Raw genomic sequence first — 20,301 nt, 5'->3', positions numbered from 1 at the left:
GCTAACGTGGCCCCCATTGACCCGATGGAGCGACCTGCGTGCTGATCCTCAAACTGATGCTGATTCCCGGTTTCCTGCTGCTGATTTCCCTCGCCGGCAAACGCTGGGGCCCCAGCGTCGCCGGGTGGCTGTCGGGATTGCCGGTGGTGGTCGGACCGATTCTGTTTTTCCTCGCCATCGAACAAGGCCCGGCGTTTGCCGCGCAATCGGCGGTCGCGGCGCTGTCGGCCATGTTTGCGATGATCGCGTTTTGCGTCACTTATGCGCAGGTGGCGCAGCGGGCTAGCTGGCCTCTGGCGTTGGTGGTTTCCTTATCGGTCTGGGCCGTGCTGGCGCTGATTCTGTCGTTGCTTCCGGCCTCTCTGCCCTTCTCGGTTGCCGCCGCTGCGACTGCCCTTCTTTCCGCGCCGTACCTGTTTCCCAAAGTGCAACCGGTGGTCAGTGGTCCGGCGCCGAAGTCGGACAAACTGGTCTGGCGGATGATCGCCGGGGCCGCGCTGACGCTGGTGGTGACGATGCTGGCCAGTACCGTTGGCGAGCGCTGGAGCGGCCTGCTCGCGGTGTTCCCGGTATTGGGCAGCGTAATGGCGGTGTTTTCCCAGCAGACCCGTGGCCCGGCGTTTACCGCGGCGTTGTTGCGGGCGACGGCGACGGGGATGTATTCGTTTTCGGCGTTTTGTCTGGTGCTGGCGCTGACGGTTCCCAATCTGGGTTTCGGTGGTTTCGCGGTGGCCATGGCCGTTTCGGTGGCGATGCTGGGCGTCACCCGGCAGTTGCTGGCCAAACCCGCGCCGGCACCGTCGCGGAACTGATCCCGACCGGACAAACCGCTCTGGAGTGCCATGCACGCTCCATGGGATGATCGCCGCCCAAGCGCGACCATCCCTCGGAGATTCGAATGTCATTGCTTAGCAAGAAAGCCGTCGTCCTGTTGTTGGCGGCGGTGGCCGGTTTCGGCGCCATCAATGCTCAGGCAGCCAAGGCCAAAGAGAAGGCTGTCACCGAGAAGGTCTCGATGCTCGACGGCAAATTCAGTTTTGTCCTGCCCAAGGGCTTTGTCGGCGACCCGCTACCGGCAGGTCCGACCGGTGCCAAGGGCACCATGTACAGCAACGACGCCACCAAGACTGTGGTCATCGTCGCCGAAAACCAGATTCCCGAAGGCAACAACGTCAAGGACAACGACAGTGCGTTCCTCGACGGCACCGTCTCCGATTTCATCGACGCCCAGCGCAAAGCCCTGCCGGACTTCAACAAACTCAGCGAAAAGAGCCTGACCCAGAAAGGCAACGGCCTTGGCCTGCGTCAGGTCGACAGCACCGCCACCCAGGGCGGCGGCCAGACCCTCAATACCACGTTGCTGGCAGGCTCCGGCACGCGCATGGCGCTGGTCCAGGTGATTTCCCGGGCCAGCGACAAGAGCGGTCACGAGGCGCTGGTGAAAACCATCCTCAGGGAAAAGTGATGCTTAGGGATTGAGTTGCTGCAACCAGTCGTTCAAATCCCGAAGCTCGGCCGCGCTGATGCTGTGGCCGACACCGGGATAAGCATGAAATTGCGGTTTGTACGACAGCTTCTGCAACAACGCATCGGCCTCGGTGCCACCGCTGTAAGGCACACGGTCATCCGCCGTGCCGTGGCCGATGAAGATTTCCAGCGGTGGATGCTGTTGCTCTGACTTCAGCTCGCTCTTGAGCACCGGCAACACCCGCCCGCTCAACGCGGCAATGCCACCCACCGCCGCCGGCTGCCGTAGCCCGACTTCATAGGTCATCATCGCGCCCTGGCTGAAACCGATCAGGTACACCTTCTCCGGTTGCGCGTGATATTTCTGCGCCGCCGCAGCGATAAAGGCCCGCAGTTTCTGGCTGCTGGCCTTCAGATCATCGGTCTCGCCGTTGTAGGCACCCTCGCCTTTCTTGCGAAACCACTGGAAACGCCCTTCCCCCAACGCCATCGGTGCCTGCACCGACAGGTAGTTGTACTGCTTGGGCAACTGAAATTTCATACCGATCAAGTCTGCTTCGTTGCTGCCATAGCCATGCAGGAAAATCACCAGCGGACGCTGTTCGGCGTCCGGGTGCACCTGGGCCAGGTAGTTGAGTGGCAGATCGTTTTGCAGCGAGGTCTGAGCCTGAACGGCAGTGGACGCCAGCAGCGTCAACAGCGCAAACACCTTCAACATAAGCCTTCCTTCACACAGTGCAGGGTTCGGGGCAGAGCCTAACACTGTGATCCGGATGATGGGGTGCTGCAGATGCCGCCATCGCGAGCAAGCTCGCTCCCACAATTGACCGCATGCTACTGAAACAACACCATCACTGTGGGAGCTAGCTTGCTAGCGATGCAGGCCATCAAATTCAGCGAAGATCCTTCAGTCGTTAATCAGCTTCCCAACTCGGATCGGCTCGCGCCCCGCCACTTTCGCCTGCCAGATGCCCGGCTGGGTGTAGCGCCCGCGATCGATGGCGAACAACACGCCGCTGGTGCCGGCGCGCACGGTGGTCACGCGGTCGTTCAGCGGATCGACCACTTCAAACAGCGCATCGCCGCGCTCCACCCACTCACCGGCATCGCGCAGGAAACTCACCACACCGTGGTGCGGGGCGAACAGGTATTCAGTGCCTTCGAACGGCATGCCTTCGCAGCATTCTTCCGGCGCTTTCGGCCATTCGCCGCTGATGAAGCCCTGCTCGGCCAAGAAGCCGAGGATCGCCTCGCAATTGGACTGAGCCTGATCGACGCGGGTGTCGCCCATACTGCCCAGTTCCAGGGTGGTGGCGAGGTTGGCCGGTGGAATCGCCGCACCCGGGAACATACGTGCCAGGCGCAGCCACGGTGTGGAGCAGGACTCATCGAACGAACTGCCGCCGGAATCTTCACACAGCAGCGCCACGCCAGCCTTCAAACGTGCGGCGAGGGACTGCCACTCAGGCCAGTGCTGCGGCAGTGCGTAAATATGAATCGCGGCGTCAAAGTCGCAATGCAGATCGAGGGTGATATCGGCCTCGCAGGCGTGGCGCAGCAACAGACGGTGCAGTGCTTCCAGTTGCGAAGCCGGGGCCGGCAATTCATCGAGCACCTGACCCATGGTCTGGCGGATCAGCGCAATGTTGGCCTCGGCATCGCTGCCCAACTGATCCCCGATTCGCTCGGCCACCGGCGCGCTGAGTTCGACGAAGGAGCGGTTGAAGTTCTTGCCGCTGCCCAGCTCGAAGCGCCCCAAGTGGCTGCCTTGCAGGTGCTGATCGAGGCCGATCGGGTTAGCCACTGGCACCAGTTCGATCACGCCTTGCAACTGGCCGTTGGTTTCCAGCTCGGCCAGGCGTTTTTTCAGTTCCCACGCGGTGCGCATGCCCGGCAGTTCATCGGCGTGCAGGCTGGCCTGGATGTAGACCTTGCGCGGGCCGGCGCCGTAACGGAACACGCTCAGGGAACGTTCGCTGCCCAAGTGGCTCCAGGGCAGAAGATGATCGATGCGTTGCATGGGGAACTCCGGAAATTCTGTGGTCGCTGCCGGGGCAATGACTGCATTGAAATGTGCTGACAGGATAAATCACGGGCGAAAAAAAAGTGGCCACCGCGTCAACGGGGCCACTTTTTCTACGGCGTATTAATGGCCGTACACGTCAAAGTCGAAGTACTTGTCCTGCACTTGCTTGTACTTGCCGTTGGCGCGGATTTCGTTGATGGCGGTGTTGAATTTCTCCGCCAGCTCGGTATCGCCTTTACGCACTGCAATACCGGCGCCGCCGCCGAAGTACTTGGCGTCTTCGTAGGTCGGGCCGACGAACTCGAAGCCTTTGCCGGCGTCGGTTTTCAGGAAGCCGTCGCTCAGGTTGACCGAGTCGGCCAGCATTGCGTCGATACGACCGGACACCATGTCCAGGTTGGCTTCCTGCTGCGAGCCGTAACGCACCAGCTCGATGCCGGCCGGCACCAGCACTTCGGTGGCGTAACGGTCGTGGGTACTGGCGCGCAGCACGCCGACTTTCTTGCCTTTGAGTTCGACCAGCGGGTCTTTCACGCCAGAGCCTTCCTTCATCACGAAGCGCGCCGGGGTGTGGTAGTACTTGATGGTGAAATCGACGTTTTTCTTGCGGTCGTCAGTGATGGTCATCGAGGACAGGATCGCGTCGATCTTCTTCACTTTCAGCGCCGGGATCAGGCCGTCGAACTCTTGCTCGACCCAGGTGCATTTGACTTTCATCTGCTCACACAGCGCATCGCCGATGTCCACGTCGAAACCGGCCAGTTTGCCGTCAGGAGTTTTCATCGAGAATGGCGGGTAACCGGCTTCGATACCGATACGGATCGGTTTGGCGTCTTCGGCCACGGCGGTCAGGGACAACATCGACAGTGCCAGGGCACCGAACATAACCAGCTTTTTCATTTATTACTCCCGTGTGCGGAGGCTTTTATTGGCAGCTTTCGATTGTCAGGTTCGGCCTTGGGCTGTGTAGCGCAAAGAAACCGACGTGGCCGGCAGTCTATGGCGGCGCGCACGGGGCAAATTGTTTTTAAGCGACAAATACTTACAGAAAATCGGCGAGTGCCATCACGTGGGAAAAGAGTGCGCCAAAGCGGCGCAAGGGTTGTAGGACAAAGCCGACAAAAGCTGCCGCCGAAGCGGCAACCCTACGGCTATCAGCAATCGCAAGCGATCGGTGCGGTGGCGACGCGTGGTGTCGCAACACTCAACTGAAAGCCTTCATCCAGCCAACCGGTCACCCCGCCGATCATCTCTTTGACCGGATAACCCAACGCCGCCAGTTTCACCGCGGCCTTGTTGGCGCCATTGCAGTGGGGACCGGCGCAATAAACCACGAACAGTGTGTTTTTCGGGTAGTTCGCCAGCCCTTCTGCCGTCAACAGACGCCCCGGAATGTTGATCGCCCCTGGCACATGACCACGCTCGAAAGCCAGCGGCCCGCGCACATCGACCAGCACAAAATCGATCTCGCCAGCCTGCTGGCTGCTGAAGACGTCGGAACAATCGGTTTCAAAGGTCAGACGGTTGCTGAAATGCATCAGGGCAATGGCCGAAGGCGCTGCAGGGATTTCGCGAACCAGGCTGGGCATGTTGAATCACTCCTTTGTCGGTGGGGATGAACAGACTTTATCGAGACGCCGCTTGCCGCTACAGTGGCGCACAAGACACTCACCGGGAATTTTCCGCCAAATGCCTGATTCACCTGGATTGGTCGCGATTCTGGCCTACGACGGCCTCTGTACGTTCGAGTTCGGCATCGCGGTGGAAATTTTTGGCCTGGCCCGGCCGGAGTTCGATTTCCCATGGTACGAGCACTGCATTGCGGCGGTCGATCAAGGCCCGATGCGCGCCATGGGCGGAATTCAGGTGCTGGCGGACGGTGGTCTGGAGTTGTTGGCGGATGCGCGCACTATCATCATTCCCGGCTGGCGCGACCGCAGTGCGCCGGTGCCGGAAGCCTTGCTCGAAGCGTTGCGTGATGCCCATTCGCGCGGCGCCCGGTTGTTGTCGATCTGCTCGGGCGTGTTTGTGCTGGCGGCCAGCGGCCTGCTCGACGGTCACGGCGCCACCACTCACTGGCGCTACACCTCGGAACTGGCCGAGCGCTTCCCGGCCATCGATGTCGATCCGGATGTGCTTTACGTCGATTCCGGTCAGTTGATCACTTCGGCCGGCAGCGCCGCGGGGATCGACGCCTGCCTGCATCTGGTGGCCCGGGACTTCGGCACCCAGATCGCCAACTCGGTGGCGCGACGGCTGGTGATGTCGCCGCAACGCACCGGCGGTCAGGCGCAATTCATTCCGACGCCGGTCAGCCCGACGCCGCGCAGTGACCTGTCGCGAGTGATGCAGTGGGCCCGCGAGCGCCTGCACGAACCGCTGGAGGTACGCGATCTGGCCAGCGAAGCGGCGATGAGCGAGCGCACTTTCCTGCGCAAATTTACCGAAGCCAGCGGCCAGTCACCCAAGGCCTGGTTGCAACACGAACGTCTGGCACGGGCGCGGGAATTGCTGGAAAGCACGCCGCAGAACACCGAGCAGATCGCCCTGCGCTGTGGCTATCGCTCGGTGGAAAGCTTTCGTGTGGCGTTTCGCAGCGTGGTCGGCGTGCCGCCGTCGGTGTATCGCGAACGCTTTGGTCGAGAGATCAGATCTACTTTTTGAGTTGAACTCACAGCCCTCTTCGCGAGCAAGCTCGCTCCCACAGGATCAAGTTGCTATCTGTGGGAGCGAGCTTGCTCGCGAAAGCGTCCTTCCAGGCAACATGTGACTCAAGGCTTGCGCAGAAGATAAGTGTCCATGATCCAGCCATGCTCGGCCCGCGCAGCCTTGCGCACCCGTTCGATTTCATCGGCAACGTCACTGAGCTTGCCATGGATGAGGATTTCATCCGGCGTGCCGAGGTAGGCGCCCCAGTAAATCTCGGTCTCCTGATCCGCCACCCGATGGTAGGAATCTTCGGCATCGAGCATCACCACCAGGCTGTCGCTGTCACTCACCTGCCCCGCCGCCAGGCGTCGGCCGGTGGTGATTTCAATCGAGCGGCCGATGGTATTCAACGGCACCTTGTGTTGTGCCGCCAGTGCCTGAACGCTGGTGATGCCGGGAATCACGTCGAATTCAAACTCACATCGCCCCGAGGCCAGAATCGCCTGCAGAATACGAATGGTGCTGTCGTACAACGCAGGATCGCCCCACACCAGAAAACCGCCGCACTGCCCGTCAGCCAATTCGTCATTGATCAGGCGTTCGAAGGTTTGCTGCTTGGCGCGGTTCAGATCATCGACGCTGGCGCTGTAGTCCACATCGCCGCGCTCGCGTTCCGGGCTGTGGGCTTCGGCGAAACGGTACGCACGATCGATGATGTAGCGCTCGCAGATTTCGCGACGCAGGTCGATCAGCTTGTCCTTGCTCTGGCCCTTGTCCATCAGGAAAAACACGTCCACCCGGTTCAGCGCCTTCACCGCCTGCATCGTGATGTAGTCCGGGTTGCCGGCACCGATGCCGATCACCAGCAATCGCTTCATTGCTCCGCTCCTTCGAGGTTGATGCCTGACAAGCGTAGCCGCCAGCGCCCGGTAAACCGCAGGTCGATCATCGCCAGCGGCTCGACATCGAGGCTGTGAAACGCTTCGCCCTGCACGACCTGCATCAATGCAGCACGAATCACGAACGGATGGGTGACTGCCACCACGTGTCCCGGTGTGGCTTGCAGTGAAACCAGCCACGCCGCCACGCGCTCGCGCAACTGCGCCACCGACTCGCCGCCATGGGGTGCGGCGTGCGGTTCTTCGAGCCAGGCTTGCAATGCCTCGGGTTCGTTTCGTTGCAAGTCCTTGATCGAGTGTCCTTGCCAGCGCCCCCAGTCGCAATCACGCAGGGCCTCGTCGATGCGAGCCTCAGGGCCAAACCACGCCGCCGTCTGGCGGGTACGCAGCTCCGGGCCGCAAATCAACCGTGAAGCAGAGTCGAAACGCGAAGCCAGCGAGCAGTACGCCAGCGCCGTTTCTTCAACAGGTTCGTTCGTAGGAAAACACGCCAATTTCTGTGCGACGGTTCTGGCATGGCAGATCAATGTCAAACGGGTGGTCTGCACAGGGAAGTCACTCGGTTGGAATATGTGAGGGTCATCGGTGAAAGCGCTGATGTAGCGGCAATTGTGCCGTAAACCGGGAGGCTACGGACAAGTGGATTGAGCGATCCGAGCATGCGAAAGCGGCAATATCTGACACCACTATGGGCAATGGACTACAAGACCGATCGACATCCGTGTAACCCTTGCGTTACGGGCATCCCGCCCCATTTTGGAGCCTGATTTAAACGCCGAAAAATTCGCTAGACATGTAGCGTCAGTTACATAAATACTGTTTTAACGGATTGTGAAGCGAATTCAACACCCCCATCCAGCAGGAGCCCGGATGCCCCCTTTAAGAGACCTGATCACCGACCCCGGCCTTGACCTGACGCCGTCGGAGCGCAAAGTCGTTCGCGCCTTGCTCGATCAGTATCCACGCAACGGGCTTGGCCCGATGGCGCGCCTGGCCGAACATGCCGGCGTCAGCGATCCGACCATCGTGCGGCTGGTAAAAAAGCTCGGCTTCGGCGGTTATGCCGAATTCCAGGACGCCCTGCTCAGCGACATGGACCATCGCCTGCGCTCGCCGCGTACTCTGTTGCAGCCGCGCTCGCATCAGAACAAGGATGATGCCTGGAGCCACTATCTGGCTCACAGCCATAACCTGCTGGCGGAAACCCAGGCCCTGACTCAACCGGAGGACGTGCGAATTCTGGCCGACTGGCTGCTCGACACCCGGCATCAGGTCTACTGCTTCGGCGGGCGCTTCAGCAGCCTGATGGCGACTTACCTGCTCAATCATTTGCGTCTGCTGCGCCCCGGATGCTTTGCGCTGGAGGACAACGCGCAACTGCCGGATCGCCTGTTCGACCTGCAACGCCAGGACGTGGTGCTGGTGTTCGACTATCGCCGTTACCAGACCCAGGCCCTGCGCGTGGCGAGCGCGGCAAAGAACAGCAACGCTCGCGTCGTGCTGTTCACCGACATCTATGCTTCGCCGCTGCGCGAGCTGGCCGACATGATCATCAGCGCCCCGGTGGAGTCGGCCTCGCCGTTCGACACCATGGTCCCGGCGCTGGCTCAGGTCGAGGCATTGATTGCCTGCCTGACCCTGCGTTGCCCGGGTCTGGCCGATCGCCTGGAAGGCATCGATGCCCTGCGCAATGACTTCGACACCCATTTGCTGGAGGATAAATAAGGATGTTCAGCCTTCCCCATCGCTCGCCACGGGACCTGCCGTTTGTCACCGACCACACCGCCCTGTTGCTGGTGGACATGCAGCGCGCCTGGCTCGAACCACAATTCGACCCGCACCTCGAAGGCCCGGACGCCGCGTACTTCCTCAACCGCACGCGCTCGCAAGTGGTGCCCAATCAAGTCCGACTGCTCAACGCCTTCCGCGCCGCACGGCAGAACGTGCTGCATACCCTGATCGAAAGCCTGACCGCCGACGGCCGTGACCGCTCGCTGGATCACAAACTCTCGGACATGCACCTGCCCAAGGGCAGCCCGCAGGCACAGGTCATCGCCGAGCTGACCCCGGCGGAAAACGAAATCGTGCTGCCGAAGACGTCCTCCGGAGTCTTCAACTCGACCAACATCGACTACGTGCTGCGCAATCTGGAAACCCGCCACCTGATCATCGCCGGCATCGTCACCGACCAGTGCGTGGACATGGCCGTGCGCGATGCCGCCGACCGTGGCTACCTCGTCACTCTGGTGGCGGACGCCTGCGCGACCTACACCGAAGCACGCCACGACGCCTGCCTGAACGCGATCAAGGGCTACTGCTGGATCACCGACACCGACACCGTGCTCTGCCGGTTGCAGGAGATGCAGCCATGAGCGGACGCCTGTCGCCGTTGCCGATGACCACCATCGTCACCACCGACCTGATCGGCGTCACTCGTGGCCGTTCGTTTCCCACCGATGAGCTGGAGCACTATCAGGCCGCCGGTTGCGGCTGGGTGCCAGCCAACAGCGCGCTGACGCCGCAGGACATCATCGCCTCGACCAGTCCGTGGGGCGCTTATGGCGATCTGCGGCTGATTCCCGATCTGGCCAGCCGCGTCACCGTCGGCAACGGCCCGGACGCCGCAGCGCCAGCGCTGGATTTCATTCACGGCGATATCCGCGAGACCGATGGCCGGCCATGGGCCGCCTGCCCGCGCACGCTGTTGCGCAACGAGGTCGAGCGCTATCGCGATGAGCTCGGCTTGCAGGTCAACGCCGCGTTCGAACACGAATTCAATCTGCACGCAGGGTTTGCCGAACATCTGGCGTTCTCGCTGGAGGCCCAGCGCCAGGGCGCCGAATTCGGCGGCTGGCTGCTCAGCGCATTGCGTGCCGGGGGTGTCGAGCCGGAAATGTTCCTGCCCGAATACGGCAAGCACCAATACGAAATCACCTGTCGCCCGACCCTTGGCGTGGCGGCGGCGGATCGCGCAGTAAACGTGCGCGAGATCACCCGCGAAATCGCCCGGCAGATGGGCCTCGATCTTAGCTTCGCGCCGAAGACCGCCGCCGACGCGGTGTGCAACGGCGTTCACCTGCACGTCAGCCTGCTCGACCTTGCCGGTCAGCCAATGCTTTACGACGCCGGCACCAGCAATGGTCTGTCGACCCTCGGCCAGCACTGGGCGGCGGGCGTGCTGCATTACTTGCCGGCACTGTGTGCGTTCACCGCACCGACGCCGGTGTCGTATGAGCGTTTGCAGCCGCACCACTGGAGCGCGTCCTACGCCTGCCTCGGCCAACAAAACCGGGAAGCAGCGCTGCGTATCTGCCCGACCGTAAGCCTGGGCAACAAACCCGTGGCGAAGCAATACAACCTGGAATTCCGCGCCATGGACGCCACCGCCTCACCGCATCTGGCAATGGCCGCGCTGCTGATCGCCGGACGCCTGGGCATCGAGCAGCGTCTGGCGCTGAACGCGATCACCGATGAAATCCCCGATTCACTCAACGACGAACAACGCAAGGCCCGGGGCATCGTTGCCCTGCCCGCCTCCCTGGCCCAGGCACTGGATTGCCTGCATCGCAGTGAAGCGCTGGTCGAAGCGCTGCCAAGCGCGTTGCTCGAAACCTTTTTCGCCCTTAAAACCGAGGAACTGGCGCTGACGGAACAGCTCTCGCCCGCTGACCTTTGTGAGCACTATGCACGCCTGTACTGAATCCGCCGAGCTTGGGTTGTACACCCGACCGGTCTACAACCTGAGCCGTGAAGATTCGACGCACCCGCTGATTCTGGTGTGCGAACACGCCAGCCGCTACATCCCCGAGGCCCTGAACAATCTGGGCCTGGATGAAACGGCGGCGCGCGAACACATCGCCTGGGACATCGGTGCCCTGGCGCTGGCCGAGCAACTGTCGGAGCAACTGGGTGCGACGCTGTTGAGCGCCAACTATTCGCGCCTGCTGATCGACCTCAACCGCCCCCGGCATGCGCCCGACAGCATCCCGGCGCAGAGCGAGATCTATCAGGTGCCGGGCAATCGCGAGCTCGACGAGGCCACCCGCGAATACCGTCGCCAGTGCCTGTTCAAGCCGTTTCACACGCGGCTGCAACAACTGATCGACGCACGTCTGGCCGAAGGTCGGCCGGCGCGGGTGGTAGGGATTCACAGTTTCACCCCGGTGTACTACGGCCAGCCGCGCGAGCTGGAAGTCGGCGTGCTGTTTGGTCAGGCCAGGGCCTATGCCCAACGGATGCTCGACGGTCTTGAACGACATCCGCTGAAAGTTGCCGGTAACCAGCCGTACAGGATCGACCCGCTGGGTGACATGACCGTACCGGTACACGGCGATGCGCGGGGCCTTGATTCGGTGTTGATCGAAGTGCGCAACGACCTGCTGCGCAGCCCGGAAGCGGTGACCCGCTGGGCGAATTATCTGGCTCCATTGCTGTAAGGATTGTTGTAACCACTGCTGACGCTGTAAACGACGGACCGATATAACAACTAAAACGACCGACTGGCTGACAAGGAGTTGCGCTTCATGGAAATAGAAGAGTTCGGCTACAAACAGGAGTTGAAACGTAGCCTGACACTGACCGACCTGGTGGTGTACGGGATGATCTTCATGATCCCCATCGCCCCGTTCGGCGTGTATGGCTACGTCAACGCGGAGGCTCCGGGGATGGTGCCTCTGGCGTACATCATCGGCATGGTGGCGATGGTCTTCACCGCGCTGAGTTACGGCAGCATGGCCCGGGCCTTTCCGATTGCCGGCTCGGTATATTCCTACGCGCAACGGGGCCTGAATCAACACGTCGGTTTCATCGCCGGCTGGCTGATGCTGCTCGACTACCTGCTGATTCCACCGCTGCTTTACGTTTATGCAGCGATGGCGCTCAACCATTTGTATCCGGACATCCCGAAAGTCGGATTCATTCTGGCGTTCCTGGTCAGCGCGACCTTCGTCAACCTGCGCGGCATCACCTTCACCGCGCGCATGAACATCCTGTTCCTGCTGGCGCAACTCGTGGTGCTGGGGATTTTCCTGTTCTATGCCTGGAATGCCCTGCACAACGGTGGCGGCAACGGCCAGTTGACCCTCGCGCCGCTGTATCACCCGGAAACCTTCAACTTCGCCCTGCTGATGCAAGCGGTGTCGATTGCAGTGCTGTCGTTCCTCGGCTTCGATGCGATCTCGACCCTCGCCGAAGAGATCAAGGGCGATCCGGGCCGCAGCGTCGGCAAAGCGGCACTGATTACTCTGGTAGTGATGGGTGTGATTTTCGTCGCGCAAACCTGGATCGCCACTGATCTGGCAGCCGGCATGGGCTTCAAGTCCGCCGACACCGCGTTCTATGAAATCGCCGAAATCGCTGCCGGCAGCTGGCTGGCGACCCTGACCGGTGTCGCTACCGCTTTGGCCTGGGGCGTGGCGGTAGCGATCACTTCGCAAGCGGCGGTCTCACGCCTGCTGTTCGGCATGGCCCGCGACGGCAAGCTGCCGAAAGTGCTGGCCAAGGTCCACCCGAAACACAACACACCGTACCTGAGCATTTATCTGGTGGCCGTGCTGTCGCTGGTGATCTGCTACCTGTTCATCAATTCGGTGGACACCCTGACTTCGCTGGTCAACTTCGGCGCCCTGAGCGGCTTCATGCTGCTGCACCTGACCGTGATCAACTACTACTGGCGCCGGCAGAAATCCGGACAAGTGATCCGTCACCTGATCTGCCCGGTGATCGGCTTCATCATCGTCGCGGCCATCATGTACAACATGGGCGTCGATGCACAGAAACTCGGCCTGATCTGGATCGCACTGGGTCTGGTGTATCTGTTCTTCCTGAACAAGCTCGGCGCCAGTACCGCGCTGCCCGACCCGAGCAACGGCTGACAAGAAAAAGAGCGGCGTCTGACAACAAATCAGGCGACCGCCGATTTAACGCGTGGAAACCGACAGTGATAGTCAGGTTCGGCGAATGGGCCGAACCTTTTGATACAGGAGTGCATCCATGCTGGTCTTACGCCCAGTCGAGCCAAACGACCTGCCGCAATTGCAACAGCTGGCGCGCGACAGCCTGGTGGGCGTCACATCCCTGCCGGACGACAGCGAACGCTTGGGCGAAAAAATCGCCGCGTCCTGCGCCTCGTTCGACAGCGATGCGGCGGCTCAAGGCCCGGAGAATTACTTCTTCGTGCTGGAAGATCTGGACAACCGCCGACTGGTCGGCTGCTCGGAAATTCTCGCCACCGCCGGACACGACGAGCCGTTCTACAGTCTGCGTAACCGCCATTTCACCAGTGCCTCGCGGGAGCTGAACATCGAACATGGCGTGCCGGCATTGTCGCTGTGTCACGATCTGAGCGGGCATACGCTGCTGCGCGGTTTTCACATCGACTCGGCGCTGGTGCGCACGCCGTTTTCCGAATTGCTGTCGCGGGCACGCCTGTTGTTCATCGCCGCCCATGCGCCACGCTTTGCCGAAGCGGTGATCACCGAAATCGTCGGGTACAGCGACGAACAAGGGAACTCACCGTTCTGGGATGCGCTGGGCAAACACTTCTTCGACCTGCCCTACATCGAGGCCGAACGCCTGTGCGGCTTGCAGAGCCGTACGTTTCTCGCCGAACTGATGCCGCAATATCCGATCTACGTGCCGATGCTGCCGCAAGCGGCGCAGGACTGCATCGGGCGCATCCACCCGGACGGTCAGGAAGCCTTCGACATCCTCGAGCGCGAGGGTTTTGAAACCAACAGCTACATCGATCTGTTCGACGCCGGCCCGACCTTGTATGCACGCATCGCCAACATCCGCTCGATCACTCAGAGCCAGACAGCCACGGTTCAGGAGGAACCCCTGATCGATGCTCGTGGTCGCTATCTGGTGAGCAATGATGCTCTGCATGGCTTTCGGGCGGTGGTCGCCGAGCTGGATTACCAGCCCGGTCAGCCCCTGGCGCTTGACCCGGCCCTGTGCGCGGCGCTCAACGTCCGCGCCGGCGGCACGATCCGGGTGATCGCCCTGTGAACCGCGCCCCTACCCAACGACAGTGCCCGAGCAAGCGCGCAAAAGGAGTTGCAGCATGATTGTCCGTCCGGTCCAAGTCAGCGACCTGCCAGCGTTGATGACGCTGGTGCAACAGGCCGGTCCCGGGTTCACCACCCTGCCCGCCAACGAAGATCGACTGTCCCACCGGGTACGCTGGGCCCAACGGGCGTTCGCCGAGCAGGTCGAGCGGGCCGATGCAGATTATCTGTTTGTGCTTGAGGACGACGAGCAGCGAGTGGTCGGCGTCAGCGCCCTGGCCGGGGCCGTCGGCCTGCGTGAGCCCTGGTACAACTATCGCGTCGGGCTGACCGTCAGTTCGGCGCCGGACCTGGGTATTCAGCGGCAGATTCCGACGCTGTTCCTCAACAACGAACTGACCGGCCAATCGGAACTGTGCTCGCTGTTCCTGCGCCACGACCAGCGCCACGGCAGCAATGGACGCTTGCTGTCATTAGGGCGTCTGCTGTTTGTCGCCGAGTTTCCGCACCTGTTCGGCGAGAAAATGATCGCCGAACTGCGCGGCAGTGCCGACGAACAAGGCTGTTCGCCCTTCTGGGACAGCCTCGGCCGGCACTTCTTCCAGATGGATTTCAGCCACGCCGACCACCTGTCCGGGCTGGGCAACAAAGCGTTTATCGCCGAACTGATGCCGCGTCAGCCGCTGTACACCTGCCTGCTCACCGAACAGGCTCAGGCCGTTATCGGTCAGGCCCACCCCAATACCGAACCGGCACTGAAAATCCTCCAGTCCGAAGGTTTCGCTCACAAAGGCTACATCGACATTTTTGACGGCGGCCCGGTGATCGAAGCACCGATCCGCAGCATCCGCACCGTGCGCGACAGCCTGGAACTGACCCTGAGCATCGGCACGCCGGACGATCAGGCGCCGCTGTGGTTGATCCACAACCGCCGCCTGGAAAACTGCCGCATCACCGTCGCACCGGGACGTCGGGTCGGCAGCAGTCTGGTGATCGATCGCCTCACTGCCAAACGCCTGCAATTGCAGCCGGGCAACTCGGTACGGGCGGTGCCGCTGCCCAATCAACAGCAGCAGGCGGTGGCGGCCTGAGCGCCTCTGCCTGCTGCAAGAAAGCCTGAACAGGATTTTCCTGGTTAACTTCCTCGTTAATTCGTCATGATCCTTGACCCATTGGCGTGATAGCCTTTTCACCTTCGGCGTTGACACCTTTGCTCAAGCCTTTCCATTCCTTTGTATTGGTGGAACTCGTATGACCAGGCTTTCTCATCAAGATTTGCGCCGTAACTTCCGTCAGCTGCTGGCTTCCGACACCTGCTATCACACCGCCTCGGTGTTCGATCCGATGTCCGCCCGCATCGCCGCTGACCTGGGTTTTGAAGTAGGGATTCTCGGCGGCTCGGTCGCCTCGTTGCAGGTCCTGGGGGCTCCGGACTTTGCCCTGATCACCCTCAGCGAATTCGCTGAACAGGCCACCCGCATTGGCCGCGTCGCCCAACTGCCGGTGATCGCCGACGCCGACCACGGCTACGGCAACGCGCTCAACGTGATGCGCACCATCGTCGAACTGGAACGCGCCGGCGTCGCCGCGCTGACCATCGAAGACACCCTGCTGCCAGCCCAGTTCGGCCGCAAATCCACCGACCTGATCACCGTCGCCGAAGGCGTGGGCAAGATCCGGGCGGCACTGGAAGCCCGGGTCGATTCGGAAATGGCAATCATCGCCCGGACCAACGCCGGCATTCTGCCAAACCAGGAAATCATCAGCCGCACCAAGCAGTATCAAGCTGCTGGCGCTGACGGTATCTGCATGGTAGGTATCCAGGATTTCGATCAGCTCGAGCAAATCGCCGAACACCTGACCGTCCCGCTGATGCTGGTGACCTACGGCAACCCGGCACTGCGCGACGACAAACGCTTGGCCGAACTGGGCGTGCGCGTCACCATCGACGGCCACGGTGCTTACTTCGCGGCGATCAAGGCGACTTACGACAGCCTGCGCGAACAGCGCCAGATTTTCACCCAGGCCTCGGACCTGAGCGCCACCGAACTGACCCACACCTACACCCAGCCTGAGGAATACATCCTCTGGGCCAAGGAATACATGAGCGTCAAAGAGTAACTCCGCACCACGCGACAAAGAGGCAGAGCGGCCCGACGCCATCACGAGTCCACTCGCATGGCGCCCGCCGCGAAACCGCTGGCTGCCGTTACCGTTTCGCCAACTCCATAATCATCCGCGACAACAGATAAATCCGCGGCGCCACGCTCTCCACCTCCGCGTATTCCTCCGGCGTATGAATGTTGCCGCCGACAATCCCGAACCCGTCCAGCGTCGGCGTCCCCACCCCGGCCGACAGGCTCGCATCCGCCGCCCCGCCGCTACCTTCTTCGGTCAACTTACGGCCGATTTCACCGTAAATCCCCTGGGCCATCGCCATCAAACGATCCGACTCCGCCGTCTGCGGCATCGGTGGCAAGCCGCGTTGCAGCGAGGTCTTCACTTCGGTATCGGGGATCAACTTGTCCTGCGACACCCGCGCCAGATCCTTTTCGATCCGGTCGAACTCTTCCGGCACCGCCGCCCGCACGTCAGCCTTGGCCGTGGCCTGATCCGGGATCACGTTGGTGCGGTCGCCAGCCTTGAGCACGGTGAAGTTGATGGTGGTTTTCTTGGCCTCGTCGCCGAGCTTGCCCAGTTGCAGGATCTGGTGCGCCGCTTCCATCGCCGCGTTGCGCCCCAGTTCCGGCGCGACGCCGGCGTGGGCGGCCTTGCCCTTGACTTCGACCAGAGCGGTTGCGCTGCCCTTGCGCCACACCACCAGACCATCCGCCGGACGGCCCGGCTCGAGATTGAGGGTGACGTCGTGGAGCTTGGCAGTTTTCTTGATCAGGTCGGTGGCGACGTCCGAGCCGGTCTCCTCGCTGGCATCGAGCAGGAAGGTGATTTGCGCGTAGTCTTTGAAGTCGAGGTTCTTCAGAATTTTCAGCGCGTAGATGCCGGCGACGATCCCGCCCTTGTCGTCCATCACCCCCGGCCCATAAGCGCGGCCGTCCTTGATCGTGAACGGTCGCTCGGCGGCGGAGCCTTCCTTGAACACCGTGTCCATGTGCGCCATCAGCAGGATTTTCGCCTTGCCGGTGCCTTTGAGCGTGGCGAGTACGTGGTTGGTTTTTTCCGGGGTGTTGGGCACCAGTTCGATGGTGGCGCCGAGCTTTTTCAGCTCATCGATGGCGATTTCGCTGACTTGTTTCAGGCCTTTTTCATCGCCGGAACCGGAGTCGATATTGACCAGCCGTTCCAGCAGCTTCAGGGCTTCGGGTTTGTATTGCTCGGCGTCGGCCAGCACCTGTTTGTGCGGTTCGGCGAAGGCGCCAGCGGTGGCGAAAGAGAGAGTCAGGCCGAGACCGGCGGCCAGCAGGGAACGAGGGAATTTGAACGTCATGAATCAATCCTTGTTTCGTGTCGGGTACTGAACCGTACCTGACATCGCGCCAAGGCTCTATCCCGGATGCGACACCCGATCTGTTCAAACCGAATCGAATACCTCGCGCCGTGGCTTGTCGTCGCTGCAGCAAATCACCCGGTTACGCCCGCCGGCCTTGGCTTCGTACAGCGCCCGATCGGCGTCATCGAGCCAGCGTGTCGCGTCGCCGTGGGCCGGGTCGAGCGCTGCCAGACCAATGCTCAGGCTGACTTTCAGCGCCGGGTTCTGTTCGTACACCAGAAAGGAAAAACGCTCACGCAATCCTTCCATCGCCTGCGCCGCGTTGAACAGCGGCAAGTCCGGCAGGATCACGCAAAACTCGTCGCCGCCGTAGCGCCCGGCCACATCGGCCATGCGCAGGTTCTGCTTGAGCATCTTGCTCAACTGACGCAGGACGATATCGCCGGCCACATGCCCGTAGGTGTCGTTGATCGCCTTGAAGTGGTCGATGTCGATCAGCGCAATCGCCGCACCGGCCTGCTGACGTTTGCAGCGTTCGAATTCGATTTCCAGCTGATCCTTCCAGGCGCCGTGATTGAGCAGACCGGTGAGGCTGTCGGTGCAGCTCAGAGCGAGCAATTCGCGTTTATGCAGGCCGAGGGTGTAGGCCTGGCGAAAGCAGATCCAGCCCAGCGCCAGCGGATACAGCATCAACAGCGGGAGACAGGCATAGAGTTGCGCAGGCGTGGTCATCGGGACGAACGCGGGGGCAAACACCACCAGTCCAACGCCGACGCCGAGCAACTGCGCCGCCGCCCCGGCCAACAGAAAACGCAGGCCACCGATGGCGACGTTGTTCATTGCCATCATCGAAATGGTCGTGGCACTGGGCAAGGGATTGAAATGCATGGCGGCGACCCATAAGCCACCGAGAAAGGCGTCGATCAACAGGTTGCGGTGTTCGGCGTGGTACGGAACCTTCGCCCGGCGGGCCCATTGATACGCGAGGTGCGGCCAGACCAGGCCGTTGAACAGCATCAGCGCCCAGACCCAGGCCGGCGGATCGAGTGGATACATCGCGACGCTCACGCACAAAAGCCCCAGAACCAGTCCGAGGATTCGCGATGCATAGAGCCTCCTGGCCAGTGAAAGTCCCTTTCCTCCCGTTCTTCCCATAGGGGCCTCGACCACTCGACGGCACTGCGCAGACCGCAGACCCGATGTATTGGGAGTCTATCAGGGCAACGTCAAATAGCCATCACCGGCCAGCGGGCCGAATACCCCGTCATCAGCACCACACGGCGGGCAAATGATTGGCTATACATGAAAGTAGGAAAATGGAAAAAAGACTATAAGAAGGAGGCCCATGCAGACCTACCAAGTGTTGATCATCGGCAGCGGATTTGGCGGCCAGTGCGCGGCGGTCAATCTGCTCAAGGCCGGTATCGACGACTTTCGTTTGCTGGAACGCCGGGACTTTTTCGGCGGCACCTGGTGCCAGAACACCTACCCCGGCGCGGCGGTGGACGTGCCGTCACCTCTTTATTCGTTGTCGTTCGCACCGTACCGCTGGACGCAGATGTTCGCCGAACAAGCGGAACTGCACCGTTATACCGACTATGTAGTCGAACGATTCGGCCTGCGCGACCGGGTAGAACTGGAGGCCAACGTCGAGCGCGTCGAATGGGACGACACCGAAAAACGCTGGGCCGTACACACCGGCAGCAAAGGCACTTTTTATGCGCAGTTCCTGATAAATGCCACCGGGCCGCTGAGCCAACCGGTTATCCCACACTTTCCCGGCCGGGATCGCTTTCAGGGCAAGACCTTTCATACAAACAATTGGGATCACAGCTACGACTATCGCGGTAAACGCGTGGCGATCGTTGGCAGCGGTGCCAGTGCCGCTCAAGTGATTCCGGCGATTGCACCCAAGGTCGCCCGATTGCACGTGTTTCAGCGCACCGCGCACTGGGTGCTACCCCGGGCCGACCGTACGTTCGGGCGATTTCAGCGTTGGCTGCTGGGTCTGAAACCAGCCTACAAACTGCTGCGCTGGATAATCTACTGGCAGTTCGAGACCCGGGTCATCGCCTTCAAATACTCGAAACCGGCGATTCACATGGTGCAGGGCCAGGCCCTGAGGTTTCTAAAACGCCAGGTGACTGACCCAGAGTTGCGGAAAAAACTGACACCGGACTTCACCATCGGCTGCAAACGGGTGTTGCTCTCCAGCACCTACTATCCGGCGCTGACCCGGCCCAACGTCAAGTTGCACAGCCGTGAGCAAGGCATCGCCAGCCTCGACGAAACAGGCATCGTCACCACGGACGGCCAGCACATCGACGTCGATCTGATCATCTGGTCGACCGGTTACGACGCCACCGACGGCGTGATTTCCTACCCGGTCAGCGGAAAAAACGCTGTGCAACTGCGCGATGTCTGGGCGCAGTATCCACGCGCTTACCTCGGCACCAGCCTGCCGGGATTTCCCAATCTGTTTATCGTGACCGGGCCGAACACCGGCATCGGCCACACCTCGGCGCTGTTCATCATCGAATCGCAGATGAACTACATCCTCGACTGCATCCGCACCTTGCAGGCCAAAGGGCTGCGCAGCATCGAAGTTCGCCCCGAAGCAGAACGTACCTACACTCAGATGATTCACCGGGAAATGGAGCGCACGGTCTGGAAAACCGGTGGCTGCCACAGTTGGTATCAAAGCAGGAGCGGTCATGTGATCGCGATGTTCCCCGGCTTCAGTTTCAGCTATCACCGGTTGACCCGGGCGCTGAAACCGGCCGACCACATTCTGTCTTGAACAAG

20 protein-coding genes are annotated in these 20,301 nt (G+C 61.4%); 12 read left to right on the top strand and 8 right to left on the bottom strand.

The genetic code is table 11. The annotated features are described in order from the left end of the window. Positions 1–38 precede the first annotated feature (38 nt). Positions 39–812: a hypothetical protein gene (locus tag CAF63_RS16015; protein WP_085686307.1), complete on the top strand. Its 774-nt coding sequence runs from the start codon at positions 39–41 to the stop codon at positions 810–812. Positions 813–898: 86 nt separating this feature from the next. Then, on the top strand, positions 899–1,465 hold the full coding sequence (locus CAF63_RS16010) for a hypothetical protein (RefSeq protein ID WP_085686304.1): 567 nt from the start codon (positions 899–901) through the stop codon (positions 1,463–1,465). 3 nt (positions 1,466–1,468) lie between these two features. Here the strand turns inward: CAF63_RS16010 and CAF63_RS16005 are convergent, their stop codons facing one another. From CAF63_RS16005 to CAF63_RS15990, 4 genes are all read right to left on the bottom strand, one after another. Beyond that, positions 1,469–2,185, bottom strand: a complete 717-nt coding sequence (locus CAF63_RS16005) for an alpha/beta hydrolase (RefSeq protein WP_085686301.1) — start codon at positions 2,183–2,185, stop codon at positions 1,469–1,471. Between the two features lie 189 nt (positions 2,186–2,374). Next, on the bottom strand, positions 2,375–3,487 hold the full coding sequence (locus CAF63_RS16000) for a succinylglutamate desuccinylase/aspartoacylase family protein (RefSeq protein ID WP_085686297.1): 1,113 nt from the start codon (positions 3,485–3,487) through the stop codon (positions 2,375–2,377). A 126-nt stretch (positions 3,488–3,613) separates the two neighbouring features. Then, positions 3,614–4,393: an ABC transporter substrate-binding protein gene (locus CAF63_RS15995; protein ID WP_085686295.1), complete on the bottom strand. Its 780-nt coding sequence runs from the start codon at positions 4,391–4,393 to the stop codon at positions 3,614–3,616. Between the two features lie 254 nt (positions 4,394–4,647). Continuing rightward, positions 4,648–5,082 (bottom strand): rhodanese-like domain-containing protein, encoded by a 435-nt coding sequence (locus CAF63_RS15990; protein WP_085686292.1) that lies wholly within the window; start codon positions 5,080–5,082, stop codon positions 4,648–4,650. A gap of 100 nt (positions 5,083–5,182) precedes the next feature. Here CAF63_RS15990 and ftrA point away from each other — a divergent pair, with 100 nt between their 5' ends. Then, the gene (gene ftrA, locus CAF63_RS15985; protein ID WP_085686290.1) at positions 5,183–6,157 is read left to right on the top strand and encodes a transcriptional regulator FtrA; all 975 of its coding nucleotides are present in this window, start codon (positions 5,183–5,185) and stop codon (positions 6,155–6,157) included. A 107-nt stretch (positions 6,158–6,264) separates the two neighbouring features. Here ftrA and cobF read toward each other — a convergent pair whose 3' ends face one another. Then, the gene (gene cobF / locus CAF63_RS15980; protein WP_085686287.1) at positions 6,265–7,020 is read right to left on the bottom strand and encodes a precorrin-6A synthase (deacetylating); all 756 of its coding nucleotides are present in this window, start codon (positions 7,018–7,020) and stop codon (positions 6,265–6,267) included. Further along, positions 7,017–7,589 carry a histidine phosphatase family protein gene (locus tag CAF63_RS15975; protein ID WP_085686285.1) on the bottom strand — a complete coding sequence of 191 codons (573 nt, stop codon included), beginning with the start codon at positions 7,587–7,589 and terminating at the stop codon, positions 7,017–7,019. The genes cobF and CAF63_RS15975 overlap by 4 nt, the downstream gene beginning before the upstream one ends. Before the next feature lie 322 nt (positions 7,590–7,911). On the opposite strand from CAF63_RS15975, the gene CAF63_RS15970 reads away from it, so the two are divergent. The 8 genes from CAF63_RS15970 (at position 7,912) to CAF63_RS15935 (ending at position 16,169) form a co-directional block, all read left to right on the top strand. Further along, positions 7,912–8,766, top strand: a complete 855-nt coding sequence (locus CAF63_RS15970) for a MurR/RpiR family transcriptional regulator (protein WP_085686283.1) — start codon at positions 7,912–7,914, stop codon at positions 8,764–8,766. Between the two features lie 2 nt (positions 8,767–8,768). Then, positions 8,769–9,413, top strand: a complete 645-nt coding sequence (locus CAF63_RS15965; RefSeq protein ID WP_085686281.1) for an isochorismatase family cysteine hydrolase — start codon at positions 8,769–8,771, stop codon at positions 9,411–9,413. Further along, on the top strand, positions 9,410–10,741 hold the full coding sequence (locus tag CAF63_RS15960; RefSeq protein WP_085686279.1) for a glutamine synthetase: 1,332 nt from the start codon (positions 9,410–9,412) through the stop codon (positions 10,739–10,741). Before CAF63_RS15965 ends, CAF63_RS15960 begins: the two co-directional genes overlap by 4 nt. After that, positions 10,725–11,477 carry an N-formylglutamate amidohydrolase gene (locus CAF63_RS15955; RefSeq protein WP_085686277.1) on the top strand — a complete coding sequence of 251 codons (753 nt, stop codon included), beginning with the start codon at positions 10,725–10,727 and terminating at the stop codon, positions 11,475–11,477. The genes CAF63_RS15960 and CAF63_RS15955 overlap by 17 nt, the downstream gene beginning before the upstream one ends. An 87-nt stretch (positions 11,478–11,564) precedes the next feature. Then, on the top strand, positions 11,565–12,914 hold the full coding sequence (locus tag CAF63_RS15950) for an APC family permease (RefSeq protein ID WP_085686274.1): 1,350 nt from the start codon (positions 11,565–11,567) through the stop codon (positions 12,912–12,914). A gap of 118 nt (positions 12,915–13,032) precedes the next feature. After that, entirely contained in the window at positions 13,033–14,049 is a 1,017-nt protein-coding gene (locus tag CAF63_RS15945; protein WP_085686272.1) for an arginine N-succinyltransferase, read from the top strand. A gap of 55 nt (positions 14,050–14,104) precedes the next feature. Beyond that, positions 14,105–15,139, top strand: coding sequence for an arginine N-succinyltransferase (gene astA, locus CAF63_RS15940; protein WP_085686270.1), 1,035 nt, complete (start codon positions 14,105–14,107; stop codon positions 15,137–15,139). A gap of 160 nt (positions 15,140–15,299) precedes the next feature. Continuing rightward, a complete protein-coding gene (locus CAF63_RS15935; protein WP_007956238.1) occupies positions 15,300–16,169 on the top strand; it encodes an oxaloacetate decarboxylase in 870 nt (289 codons plus the stop codon). Positions 16,170–16,257: 88 nt separating this feature from the next. Here the strand turns inward: CAF63_RS15935 and CAF63_RS15930 are convergent, their stop codons facing one another. After that, on the bottom strand, positions 16,258–17,493 hold the full coding sequence (locus CAF63_RS15930) for a M20/M25/M40 family metallo-hydrolase (protein ID WP_085686268.1): 1,236 nt from the start codon (positions 17,491–17,493) through the stop codon (positions 16,258–16,260). 84 nt (positions 17,494–17,577) lie between these two features. Further along, positions 17,578–18,651, bottom strand: coding sequence for a diguanylate cyclase (locus CAF63_RS15925; protein WP_085686266.1), 1,074 nt, complete (start codon positions 18,649–18,651; stop codon positions 17,578–17,580). A 190-nt stretch (positions 18,652–18,841) separates the two neighbouring features. Here CAF63_RS15925 and CAF63_RS15920 point away from each other — a divergent pair, with 190 nt between their 5' ends. Then, on the top strand, positions 18,842–20,296 hold the full coding sequence (locus CAF63_RS15920; RefSeq protein WP_085686264.1) for an NAD(P)/FAD-dependent oxidoreductase: 1,455 nt from the start codon (positions 18,842–18,844) through the stop codon (positions 20,294–20,296). Positions 20,297–20,301: the final 5 nt, after the last annotated feature.

The sequence above is a fragment of the Pseudomonas sp. B20(2017) genome, assembly GCF_002113125.1.
GTDB lineage: Bacteria > Pseudomonadota > Gammaproteobacteria > Pseudomonadales > Pseudomonadaceae > Aquipseudomonas.
The sequence above is the reverse complement of the archived record's forward strand: the minus strand, read 5'-3'. Positions and strand labels throughout refer to the sequence as shown.